This window comes from Rhodobacteraceae bacterium D3-12 (assembly GCA_025916135.1).
In the GTDB taxonomy this organism is placed as follows: domain Bacteria; phylum Pseudomonadota; class Alphaproteobacteria; order Rhodobacterales; family Rhodobacteraceae; genus JAKGBX01.
Genome location: CP104793.1, coordinates 1,218,760 through 1,229,928, shown reverse-complemented (window position 1 = coordinate 1,229,928; position 11,169 = coordinate 1,218,760). Strand labels below are relative to the sequence as shown.

The window sequence follows — 11,169 nt, the reverse complement described above, 5'->3', positions numbered from 1 at the left end:
TTTCATGGGCGTTATGCATGAGAAGGCCGGGGATTGCGACTGGATGGGCGTAAGGCGGGCGGGGTTATGGAACGCCCCCCATTATAAAGGGCGCTGTTAACCAGCCCCCAGCACCGCGTGCCCGTGGCGCCCGTGGCCCCGGTGATCGGCGGATTTGCTCTGCCCCAGCGCAAGAGATGGGCGATTCCCCGCTGCGCCCCAATTTCGCCACGTTGCGACCTCATCGACGCCGCACCGCCCCAAAAAAGCACCCACAAATGACCGGAATAACCCATTTATCGCCCAAGTCTCGACACGCTCCAAAGGCATAAGAACCCTTGGGGACACCTCGCGTTCAATTTTCAGCGAGATAACAAACGAGAGTGGGACGATGTTGAAACACGTTCAGACAAAGACCGATCTGCTTGACGGCGACTGCCGTGAGAACCGTAACTTCCTGCGTCAGCTTGAGGGGCGCGTCCGTGCCTTTCGCGATGAAGAAAGCGGAGTTCTGGTAGCATTCGGGGTCTTCTTCATCCTTATTATTCTAATGATTGGCGGTATCGGGGTTGACCTGATGCGCTTTGAGTTCACCCGAACGAGCCTTCAGAACACGCTTGACCGCGCCGTTCTGGCGGCGGCTGACCTTGACCAATCGCTCGACCCGCAGGCGGTGGTGGAAGACTATTTCGCCAAGTCGTCGATGGGCAGCTATCTGTCGTCGGTCACTGTCGACCAGGGTTTGAACTATAAAGAGGTGTCGGCCACCGCCGAGATCGAAATGGACACCCAGTTGATCCACATGCTTGGCATCAACTCGTTGAAAGCGCCCGCCGCCGGCACCGCCGCCGAGAGCGTGGACGGTGTGGAAATTTCGCTCGTGCTCGATATGTCCGGCTCGATGGGCTCCAACAACCGCCTGTCCAACCTCAAGGTTGCGGCCAAGGATTTTGTGACCACGATGATCAACTCTGGCCCGGTCGGCGACGTGTCGATTTCGATCGTGCCCTACGCCACACAGGTGAACGCGGGTGAGCTTTTGTCCTCGTATTTCAACCTGACGGGCGAGCACGACTTCTCCTACTGTGTGAACTTCTCGTCTTCGGATTACAACAGCACCTCGGTTTCGACCTCGGCGTCGCTGCAACAGACGGGTCCGTTCGACCCCTGGTATCAGGTGGAAACCAACTTGCGCCTGCCGGTTTGCCCGGAGCGTGCCAGCTCGGACATCATGGCTTACTCGCTGAGCGAGAGCGCCTTGCACAGCTATATCGAAGGCTTCTCGGCCAATGGGAACACCTCGACCGATATCGGCGTCAAATGGGGCACCCTGCTTCTTGACCCTGCAATGCAACCGGTCGTGACAGACTTGATCGCCAAGGGCGACGTGCACAACGGCTTTGCCGGTCGCCCGGTGGCCTATGATGATGACGCGCTCAAAGTGATGGTGGTGATGTCGGACGGTCAGAACACCTCGCAGTACTATCTTGCGAGCAACAGCTATCGCACGGGCAACACGGATGTGTGGTTCTATGAGGGCGACTATGACAACGACGGTTACGTCGAGCGGGTCTACACGATCAAATCCGGGTCGACATACTATTACAAGCAGGCCACCAGCTGGAGCAACAGCTATAACGGTTTCACCTCGGCCAGCTTTATCAACCATCCCGGCACCAACAAATATTATGGCAGCAAGCCGTTTCTTGACGGCCAGTCCAAGCGGCTGACCTTCCCGGAATTGTTCCATCAGGCGTCGAACGAATACGTCGCCGATGCCCTTTACAAGGACATCTGGAGCAACAGCTATGCTGACCAATACTGGCAGTATAACGCCTATAACTCCGTGAGCGGCTATACCAAGGACAACCGTCTGGATGATATCTGCACCGCCGCCAAGAACGCCGGGATCATCATCTTTACCATCGGCTTTGAAGCGCCAAGCCACGGTGAGGGTGTTCTGGAAGACTGTGCCAGCTCGCAAGCCCACTTCTTTGATGTGGATGGCATTGAAATCTCGGATGCCTTCGTTTCCATCGCCGCGTCGATCTCGAAACTGCGGCTGGTGCAATAAGGATTATGACCATGAAGGCTTCATTCCTCAAACGCCCCTTTTTCAAGCGCCTGTGGGACAGGGAAGACGGCACGGCGACGGTTGAATTCGCCATTGTCTTTCCCTTCTTTATCTCACTGTTCCTCAGCTCGGTGGAGCTTGGCATGATCACGCTGCGCCACACGATGCTGGAACGCGGGCTTGACCTTGCTGTGCGTGACATCCGTCTTGGCACCGGCACCGCGCCGCAACATGACGATATCAAGGACGAGATCTGTGAATACGCCGGGCTGATCCCGAACTGCGCGGCGTCGCTGCGCCTTGAGATGGTGCAGGTTGATCTGCGCACGGCCGTGGCCATGCCCGATGACGTCGACTGTGTTGATACCTCCAAAGAGGTAGAGCCGGTGCGGTCGTTCGTGAACGGTCAGGAAAACGAGCTTATGATCCTGCGCGCTTGCGTCAAATACGATCCGATTTTCCCTACCAGCGGCCTGGGCAAGCAGCTCAAGGTTGATGGCGCCGGACAGGCCGCTCTTGTCGCCATGTCGGCCTTTGTGCAGGAGCCTGAATAATGTTCGACACTCTGAAACTCCGCCTCGCCGCGTTCCGTGACAATGACGAAGGCACCGTGGCCGTAGAAGCCGCCGTAATCTTCCCCATGGTGATGTGGGCGTTTCTGGCGATGTTCGTCTACTTCGAGGGCTACCGCCAGACCGCGATCAACCACAAAGCCGCCAACACGATCGCTGATATGCTGTCGCGTGAAACGGCCAATATCAACGCGACCTATATCGACAACACCAAGGCGTTGTTCGATATGCTGGCCGAGGCCAATGGCGACACCAAGATCCGTATCTCGGTGATCAAATGGGCCAAAAACCACGATGCGTTTCGGGTGAACTGGTCCAAGGTGCGCGGCAATGGCATCACCAAGTTGACCCATGACGATCTGGTCCCGCTTGAAGCCAAGCTGCCGGAGGTGCCCAATCAGGAGCGCATGGTTCTGGTCGAAACCTGGAGCACCTACAAGCCGCTGTTCAAGATCGGCATGGACGACACGGTGATGAACACCTTCGTCTTCACCCGCCTGCGCTTCGCCCCACAGCTGCGCTATAGCAGCTGAGAAGACGCGATCCCGGCAATAAGAATTGGCCCGGCTCCCACCAAGGGGGCCGGGTTTTTCCGTCTCACGCGGCGCGCCGCCGCCCGCCCTAGCGCCGGATCACCATTTCATAGCCCCGCTCTTCGGGTTCATCGTCAATCAGCTCGGTCGGGAAGCCCGGCGCGGTGATCGAAAGCCCCGTCGCCTCCTCCAGCCGTTCAATCATCCGGTCGGACTGCCCGCGCGTGCCATAGCGCGCCTGCCCGTCCTGCATCAGGTCGATCAACAGCGGCGATATGTCGAGCGGCACATCATGGCGCTCTGCGATCTGCTGAAACAGGCCGATGTCCTTGAGCACAAGGTCCATGGTGAAATCGACACAGCGGTTGCCCGACAGGATCAGCTGGCTTTCGGTCTCATGCACGAATGAATTGCCCGAAGACGCCTTGATCGCTTCGTAAGTCACGCCAAGGTCCATCCCCGCCGCTTTCATCGTGGTCAGCGCCTCGCAAAGCATCAAGAGGTGGCCAGTGGCAAGATAGTTGGTCATCACCTTGAGCACCGAAGCGGTGCCAAGCGGCCCGGTATGCAGCACCCGCCGCCCCATGGTGGTCAGCAGCGGCAGGATGCTCTCAAATGTCTCACGCGCACAGCCGGCAAAGATCGAGATATTGCCGGTCGCCGCACGGTGACACCCGCCAGAGACCGGACAATCCACCGCCGCTCCGCCCCGCGCGATGACCTCTGCCCCAAGGCGTTTGACCTCGGCTTCATCCGTGGTCGACATTTCCATCCAGATCTTGCCGGGGCCGACATGAGGCAGCATCTCCGCCATCACCGCCGCCGACGCCGCAGGCGACGGCAGGCAGGTGATCACCGCGTCACAGCTCTGCATAAGCGCCGCCGCGCTGCCCCCCGCCTTGGCCCCGCGCGCGACAAAATCCGCAACCAGCGCCGCGTCGAGGTCATGCACATGCAGCGAAACCCCGTTTCTAAGCAAACTGCCAGACAGCTTGCCCCCTACGTTGCCAAGCCCAATGAAACCGATTTCCATGAATTCGCCTTTCCCTGTTTGCCACAGGCTGACAGATTCGCGCTGCGCTGACTGCCTCAAAACGACACGCTACGCGCTCAAATTCACCCACCCCCCCCCCGCCCCCTTCATCTTGCTGGAAATACTCCGGGGGGTGCGGGGGGCTGGCCCCCCGCTTTTGGGCGACGGCTGGCGCTCCCCTCACCTGTGCGTTCCTGCACAGATCGGGTTCACCTCTGGCGAATTGGCGCAGGCGGGGCGCCTCCTATATCCTCAGCACAGCCGCGATAAAGGAGACACCACATGTCGATCCGACCAACGATAGAAACCCGCAAAGCCGTCGCCGCCATTGAGGGCGCGGGCGTTCATCTGCACCGGGCGTTCGGGTTTCAGGGCCCGTCCGAGCTCGACCCGTTCCTGTTGTTCGATGATTTTCGCAACGAAGACCCATCGGATTATGCGCCGGGGTTTCCGTGGCATCCGCATCGCGGGATCGAGACGATCACCTATGTTCTGTCCGGCGAGGTCGAGCATCAGGACAGCCTTGGCAACACCGGCGCGCTTGGCGCGGGGGATGTGCAATGGATGACCGCCGGGTCCGGGATTATGCATCAGGAAATGCCAAAGGGGAACGCCGCAGGCCAGATGCACGGGTTTCAGCTTTGGGCAAATCTGCCCGGTGATCTCAAGATGACAGCGCCGCGCTATCAGGATGTGACCTCCGGCGAAATCCCCGAAATCATTGAGGATGACGGCACCCGCGTGCGGGTTGTTGTTGGCGAATTTTGGGGCAAGCGCGGGCCGGTTGATGGCATTGCTGCTGATCCGCAATATTTGGACATTTCGGTGCCACCGGGCGTGAAAAAGACCTTTCCTGTCGACACTTACCGGCGTGCCTTTGCCTATGTGTTCGAAGGTTCGGGCGCATTTTCCGATGCCAGCGCGCCTTCGGGCGTGTTGTTGGAAAAAGAGGTGATGGGTCAGGAGGTGAACATCCGCGACATGAGCGGCGATCGCACTTTGGTTCGGTTTGGCAGTGGCGACGAGGTGACGGTGCAGGCGGGCGAAGAAGGAGTTCGCTTCCTGCTGGTGTCCGGCGCGCCGATTGCCGAGCCTGTGGCGTGGCACGGTCCGATTGTGATGAACACCAAGGACGAGCTGCGCCAAGCGTTTCGCGACTTGCAGAACGGGACATTCATCAAGCCCGCGCATTAAGCGATTTGGGCTCAGATTTCAGCCCAAAATCCGGGGCGGAGGGTTTTCCCCTCTGCCCCGGATACTGTCTGCGCGATCTATCCGGGCGACGCGTTGTCAGAACAGTCCGTTGTCGTTGGCCGAGGTGCCCGTGATCACCTGCAGCACGTCCCAATGTTCGACCACCTTGCCGTTGTCATCAAAGCGGAAGATGTCGATGCCGGCGTAGTCGTCGCTGTTTGGCCAGACCTGATGGCAATGCAGCACGACAAGGTCGTTTTCTGCGATGGCGCGGACAAAGCGCACCGATTTACCGGGGTAATCGCGGGCCATCTCTTCGAAATAGGCGATGAAGGCCTCTTTCCCATCACCGACATGGGGGTTGTGTTGAATATAGCTGTCCCCGGCGTATTGGGTGATGGCTTCGCGGGGCGCGCATTGGTTGAACATCATGTCATAAAAGGCCATCGCGTTGGCCTTGTTCTGCTCTGGGTCGGTTGGCATTTTACGCTCCTTTTGGCAGGGTTGGATCGGGTAACCCGCGAACACCGGTTGCACAAGGATGGGCAGATGTTCATTGCTTGGCAAGGACAGAGACGGTGCAAGCGACCGGGACAAGGGACCGGAACAAGGGACCGGGGTGCGAGGAGAAACCATGACGAAAACCTGTTTGGAAGTCGCTTTGAACGGGCCGTGGTCGCAAGAGCGGCAACCGGGGATGCCGATCACGACCGAGGCATTGATCGCCGAAGGGATTGCCTGTGCCGATCTGGGCGCGGCGGTGATCCATGTGCATGTTTACAACCCCAACACCGGCCGACAATTCGAGGATTTCGACGCCTATCGCGCCGTGATCGAAGGCATTCGCGCCGAGAAGGATGTGATCGTTTACCCCACCCGCCTTTGGCCGGATCAGCCGATGCGCCCGCCAAGATGACGCCGGAGGCGCGGTTTGCGGCGGTAGAGCAACTGGCCAAAGCGGGGTTGCTGGAATGGACCGTGGTAGACCCGGGCAGCACATTGTTTTTGAGCCATGAGGACGCAGCGCAGGGCGTGCCGGGGTTTTTATATGACAACCCGGAAGGCGACATTCGCCAAGGTTTGATGCTGGGTCAGCGTCACGCGTTCCATCCAAGCTATGCGATTTACGAGCCGGGGTTTGTGCGCGCGGGGGCGGCTTTGGCGGCGTGTTATCCCGGCGTGCCGAGGCCGGTCTATCGCTTCATGTTCTCGGACGGGTTCACCTTTGGCTATCCGCCACGGGAGTATGCGCTGGAGAGCTATCTGGCGCTGCTGGACGAGCTGGACAGCGGCGCGGCGTGGATGGTGGCCGGGTTGCAGGTGGATATTCGCCCGCTGATCGGTGCGGCGGTGGCGCGGGGCGGGCATGTGCGCGTCGGGCTTGAGGATGCGCCGTTTGGGAGTGCGATGAGCAATATGGAGTGGACCGAAACCGCCGTACGCGAGATTGAGGCCGCGGGCGGCGCCCTTGCCAGCACCGATGAGGTCCGCGCGATGGTGCGCTGAGGGGGATGCACGCCTGTCATGCGGACCGGGCGGTGCGACCGCGCCAATCAGTCGTTATAGATCGTGATCGGCGTCCCGTCGGGCACAAGTGACCAGACTTCGGACATTTCCGCATTGGTGAGGCCGATGCAGCCATCGGTCCAGTCCCAGAGCCGGTGCAGCGCCCCGATCGCGCCCCAGCCATTGGGCAGCCCGTGGATCATGATATCGCCCCCCGCCGACACGCCCGCCGCCTTGGCCGCCGCGACATCCGCGGCGTTAGGATATGAGATATGCAGGCTCAGATGCGCAATCGAGCGGGCATTGCGCCAGTCGATCACATAGGTGCCTTCGGGCGTGCGCTCATCCCCTTCGCGGGCTTTAGGGCCGCTGGGATCAGCCCCAAGCGAGATGGCATAGCTGCGGATCGGCACACCATTGCGCAGCAAGACCAGTCTACGCGCCGCTTTGTGGACCGTTATGGCATCCGCCTGTTCGCCCGCAGGGGCCATGGCGGGTGGCTGTGCCGGGGCCATGTGGCGCGCCGCGTTTGCATAGGCCAGAGCCCCTGCCCCAAGCGCCACACCAAGCAGTGCTGCGCCAAGCAGCCAGCGCAAGCGTCCGGCTTTGGCCATCATGCGCCGACGGTGCGGCGCACCATATCCCAATAGAGCGTTTCAACCTCGCCCAGCGACAGGCGGCCTTGGGGGCGATACCACGTGTTGACCCCGTTCAGCATGGCGATCACCGCATAGGTCGCCACACGCGGGTCGCTGACCGTGAAGGCCCCTGCCGCGACGCCATCCCGCAGGATGGTTTCAAGCTCGGTCTCATACGCGCGGCGCAGGGTTTCGATTTCGGCGAAATTTTCGGGCGTGAGGTTGCGCAGTTCCATATAGGCGATGAACACCTCCTCGGGGCGTTCGATATGGAAGCGGATGTGGTGGCGGGTGAAATTCTCAAGCCGTTCGATCGGGCTGGCGGTGGCGAGGTTTGCCGAGGCGGCTGGTGCCGCGTCCTTGCGGGCGGCGAGCAGCTCTTCCATATGCCTGCGCATCAGCTGGTAAAGCAGCGTTTGCTTGTCCGGCGTGTAATTATAGAGCGCGCCCGCCTGCACGCCGACCTGGCCCGCGATCTGGCGCATGGAGACAGCGGCAAAGCCATGCCGGGCGAATAGCGCCAGCGCCGCGCTGCGAATGCGCGGGCCGGTGATGTCAGAGTGCGAACCTTGGGTGCGTGCCATGGGTTTGGTTTAACTGAACAAACGTTCAGATCAAAGCCTGTTTTCGCCACACGCACCAGCGCGCGCTTGCGCGGGCGCGTCGAGTGGGGCATGAGAGGCGCATGATTATGCGCTCTGTTTCAGCCATGGCGATTGTGCTCTGCGGTCTTGCGGGCTGCACCGATTTTCCCGACCTTGGGGATGCGGTTGCGCCGGGTTTGGACAGTGCCGCGTTTCCGAAATTGGTGCCGGTTGAGCCACTGTTGGCGCAGACCGAAGAGGTGCAGATCACGCCGCAGTCGATGGCCGGGATCGACGGGCGCATTGCCCGGCTCAAGGCGCGGGCGGCGCGGTTGCGCGGGCGGGTGGTGGACACGGGCACGCGCGCACGTATGCAGGACGGGGTTGCGCCCGTGGCGGCGGTTCCATCCGACAGCGGCTAAAGACAACGGCGGCTAAGGACAACAGCTAAGACCGGCGCGGGTTGAGCAGAGCGCGCGCGCGGGCGGGCTGTTGGTTGCTTTCCGGCCCGGTTTGAGGGCAACTTGGGCGGACGCCTGTGCCATAGAGCGCAGCAGACACCCGCAGATATCCTGCCCGAGGAGACCCGTGACCATGAATGCAACCATCTGGATTGCCCTGCCCGTTGTCGTATTGGCCGGAGCCGCGGCCAGCATGCAGGCTCCGATCAACTCGGCCCTTGGGCGGGCGGTGGACAATACGCTCGCCGCGGCGGCGTTTTCCTTTGGGGTCGGGTTTCTTGTCTTGCTGGCGCTGACGTTGTTCAGCAGTGGCACCAGCGTTTTGCCAAAGTTCACCGGGCTGACGTGGTGGCAATTGAGCGGCGGGGCGTTTGGCGCTTTTTATGTCTGGGCCGCGCTATGGGGGGTGCCGATTTTGGGCGTGGTCACCACCGTTTCGGCGCTGATCCTTGGGCAGATGGTGGTGGCATTGATGCTGGACACGATCGGGGCGTTTGGCCTGCCGGTGCGCGAGTTGTCATTGCAACGGGTGCTGGCGGTGGTTCTGGTCGGCGCGGGCCTAGTGCTGAGCCGGGTGTGAGGTCAACCGATTGAAGGACGTTAACGCATGAGACCCAAGACCCTGCCGATTGAGGGCGCCTGCCGCTGTGGGGCCACGCGCGTCCGGCTGAGCGCGGCTCCGCGGATGACGGCGGCCTGCCATTGCCGTGGCTGTCAGAAAATGTCGGCCAGTGCGTATTCGCTGACTGCGATGGTGCCTGCGGATGCCTTTGAGGTCATTCAGGGCGAGGTGGTCGTGGGCGGGGCCAAGTCGCCGGAGTTGCAGCATTTCTTTTGCCCTGACTGCATGACTTGGATGTTCACCCGCGTCACCGGGATGGACGATTTGGTGAATATCCGCCCCACGCTTTTGGAAGATTGCACATGGTTCACGCCCTTTATCGAGACCATGACGCGCGAGAAGCTGCATTGGGCCGAGACGCCCGCCCAGCATAGTTTCGAAGGCTTTCCCGAGATGGCTGATTTCGAGGCATTGCTGGAGGCTTTTGCGCAGCAGGGCTAATGCGCGCCCGTGGTGGCGGCAAATTTGGGTTTGGCGCGTTGCAACTGCGCCGCGTGCAAGTTACATCGCTTGCCAGATCAACGCCGCATGCCCCCCATGAATGGAGACCCGTGACATGACAGACTTGCCTCAACAGGGCCCCCTTCGGCTGGGCATTGCAGGATTGGGCACCGTGGGTGTCGGCGTGGTGAAAATCATCCGCCAGAAGGCCAACCTTTTGGCGGCGCGGGCCGGGCGGCCGGTGGTGATCACGGCGATTTCGGCGCGCACGCGCGATAAGGATCGCGGTGTGACCCTCAAGGACTACGCGTGGGAAGATGACCCCGTGGTGCTGGCCAAACGCGACGACGTGGATGTTTTTGTCGAGCTGATGGGCGGCTCGGACGGGCCGGCCAAGGCCGCGACCGAGGCGGCGATTGCCGCTGGCAAGGATGTGATCACCGCCAACAAGGCGATGCTGGCGCATCACGGGCAGGCCTTGGCCGCCGCCGCCGAAGCCGCCGGCACCGTGATCCGTTTCGAGGCCGCCGTGGCCGGGGGAATTCCGGTCATCAAGGCGCTGACCGAGGGGTTGGCCGGCAATGACATCGAGCGCGTAATGGGCGTGATGAACGGCACCTGCAACTATATCCTGACCCGGATGCAGAGCGCGAAGCTGACCTATGAGGAGGCGTTTGCCGAGGCAGACGGGCTTGGCTATCTCGAGGCCGATCCGCAGTTGGATGTGGGCGGGATCGACGCCGGGCACAAGCTGTCGTTGCTGAGCGCGATTGCCTTTGGCAGTCAGGTGAACTTTGACGCGGTTGAGCTGGAAGGGATCGGGGCGATCACCATCGAAGATATCCAGCAAGCCGCCGACATGGGCTATCGCATCAAGCTGTTGGGCGTGGCACAACGCACCGGGCGCGGGTTGGAGCAGCGGATGAGCCCCTGTCTCGTCCCGGCGGACAGCCCGCTGGGGCAGCTTGAGGGTGGCACCAACATGGTGGTGCTGGAGGGCGATCACGTGGGCCAGATCGTGCTGCGCGGTGCCGGGGCCGGAGAAGGCCCGACCGCAAGCGCCGTGATGGGCGACGTGATGGACATTGCGCGCGGCTTTCGCCCTGCGACCTTTGGCAAGCCCGCCGTCGAGTTAGAGCCCGTGACCCCGACCAAGGGCGCAACCCCCGCGCCCTATTATTTGCGCATGACCTTGCAGGACAAGCCCGGCGCGTTGGCCAAGGTGGCAACGGTTCTGGGCGAGGCCGGTGTGTCGATCGACCGGATGCGGCAATACGGCCATGAGGACACCTCGGCGCCGGTGTTGATTGTGACCCACAAGACGGCGCGCACCGCTTTGGATGCGGCCTTGTCCGAACTGGCCAAGCTGGACGTGCTTGTTGGTGAGCCGGTGGCGTTGCGGATCGAGCAGGTTTAGGCCACGCGAAGGCCCAAGATTTGGGCTGGTAGGACGCAAACCGGACGCCCCTGTGCACCGGGTTTGCGGAGCGGTTTCTGTGGTGGGTTTGGGTCTGCGGGTCTGTGCCTCATGC

At 61.4% G+C, this 11,169-nt stretch carries 14 protein-coding genes; 10 read left to right on the top strand and 4 right to left on the bottom strand.

Annotation, left to right across the window (positions count from 1 at the left end):
* The first annotated feature begins 370 nt into the window (after positions 1 to 370).
* The 3 genes from N4R57_06195 to N4R57_06185 are packed head-to-tail and all read left to right on the top strand — an operon-like array spanning position 371 to position 3,158.
* A complete protein-coding gene (locus N4R57_06195) occupies positions 371 to 2,053 on the top strand; it encodes a VWA domain-containing protein (protein UYV38638.1) in 1,683 nt (560 codons plus the stop codon).
* Between the two features lie 11 nt (positions 2,054 to 2,064).
* Positions 2,065 to 2,607 (top strand): pilus assembly protein, encoded by a 543-nt coding sequence (locus tag N4R57_06190; GenBank protein ID UYV38637.1) that lies wholly within the window; start codon positions 2,065 to 2,067, stop codon positions 2,605 to 2,607.
* Entirely contained in the window at positions 2,607 to 3,158 is a 552-nt protein-coding gene (locus N4R57_06185) for a pilus assembly protein (protein ID UYV38636.1), read from the top strand. Before N4R57_06190 ends, N4R57_06185 begins: the two co-directional genes overlap by 1 nt.
* Positions 3,159 to 3,246: 88 nt before the next feature.
* Here the strand turns inward: N4R57_06185 and N4R57_06180 are convergent, their stop codons facing one another.
* On the bottom strand, positions 3,247 to 4,191 hold the full coding sequence (locus N4R57_06180; protein UYV38635.1) for an NAD(P)-dependent oxidoreductase: 945 nt from the start codon (positions 4,189 to 4,191) through the stop codon (positions 3,247 to 3,249).
* A gap of 282 nt (positions 4,192 to 4,473) precedes the next feature.
* Here N4R57_06180 and N4R57_06175 point away from each other — a divergent pair, with 282 nt between their 5' ends.
* Complete coding sequence (locus N4R57_06175) at positions 4,474 to 5,385, top strand: pirin family protein (protein UYV38634.1); 912 nt, start codon at positions 4,474 to 4,476, stop codon at positions 5,383 to 5,385.
* A gap of 96 nt (positions 5,386 to 5,481) precedes the next feature.
* Here N4R57_06175 and N4R57_06170 read toward each other — a convergent pair whose 3' ends face one another.
* Positions 5,482 to 5,868 carry an ester cyclase gene (locus N4R57_06170; protein ID UYV38633.1) on the bottom strand — a complete coding sequence of 129 codons (387 nt, stop codon included), beginning with the start codon at positions 5,866 to 5,868 and terminating at the stop codon, positions 5,482 to 5,484.
* Positions 5,869 to 6,019: 151 nt separating this feature from the next.
* On the opposite strand from N4R57_06170, the gene N4R57_06165 reads away from it, so the two are divergent.
* A complete protein-coding gene (locus tag N4R57_06165) occupies positions 6,020 to 6,301 on the top strand; it encodes a 3-keto-5-aminohexanoate cleavage protein (GenBank protein UYV38632.1) in 282 nt (93 codons plus the stop codon).
* Positions 6,298 to 6,891 (top strand): 3-keto-5-aminohexanoate cleavage protein, encoded by a 594-nt coding sequence (locus tag N4R57_06160; protein UYV38631.1) that lies wholly within the window; start codon positions 6,298 to 6,300, stop codon positions 6,889 to 6,891. Before N4R57_06165 ends, N4R57_06160 begins: the two co-directional genes overlap by 4 nt.
* Positions 6,892 to 6,938: 47 nt before the next feature.
* Here N4R57_06160 and N4R57_06155 read toward each other — a convergent pair whose 3' ends face one another.
* Both N4R57_06155 and N4R57_06150 read right to left on the bottom strand, forming a co-directional pair.
* The gene (locus N4R57_06155; GenBank protein UYV38630.1) at positions 6,939 to 7,487 is read right to left on the bottom strand and encodes a L,D-transpeptidase family protein; all 549 of its coding nucleotides are present in this window, start codon (positions 7,485 to 7,487) and stop codon (positions 6,939 to 6,941) included.
* A 17-nt stretch (positions 7,488 to 7,504) separates the two neighbouring features.
* Positions 7,505 to 8,113 carry a TetR/AcrR family transcriptional regulator gene (locus N4R57_06150; GenBank protein UYV38629.1) on the bottom strand — a complete coding sequence of 203 codons (609 nt, stop codon included), beginning with the start codon at positions 8,111 to 8,113 and terminating at the stop codon, positions 7,505 to 7,507.
* 107 nt (positions 8,114 to 8,220) lie between these two features.
* Between N4R57_06150 and N4R57_06145 the strand changes: the two genes are divergently transcribed.
* The 4 genes from N4R57_06145 to N4R57_06130 all read left to right on the top strand — a co-directional run bounded on the left by N4R57_06145 (position 8,221) and on the right by N4R57_06130 (position 11,054).
* Positions 8,221 to 8,535 carry a hypothetical protein gene (locus tag N4R57_06145; protein ID UYV38628.1) on the top strand — a complete coding sequence of 105 codons (315 nt, stop codon included), beginning with the start codon at positions 8,221 to 8,223 and terminating at the stop codon, positions 8,533 to 8,535.
* A gap of 172 nt (positions 8,536 to 8,707) precedes the next feature.
* Positions 8,708 to 9,154 carry a DMT family transporter gene (locus N4R57_06140; protein UYV38627.1) on the top strand — a complete coding sequence of 149 codons (447 nt, stop codon included), beginning with the start codon at positions 8,708 to 8,710 and terminating at the stop codon, positions 9,152 to 9,154.
* A 27-nt stretch (positions 9,155 to 9,181) separates the two neighbouring features.
* Entirely contained in the window at positions 9,182 to 9,637 is a 456-nt protein-coding gene (locus N4R57_06135) for a GFA family protein (protein ID UYV38626.1), read from the top strand.
* A 115-nt stretch (positions 9,638 to 9,752) separates the two neighbouring features.
* A complete protein-coding gene (locus N4R57_06130; GenBank protein ID UYV38625.1) occupies positions 9,753 to 11,054 on the top strand; it encodes a homoserine dehydrogenase in 1,302 nt (433 codons plus the stop codon).
* Positions 11,055 to 11,169: the final 115 nt, after the last annotated feature.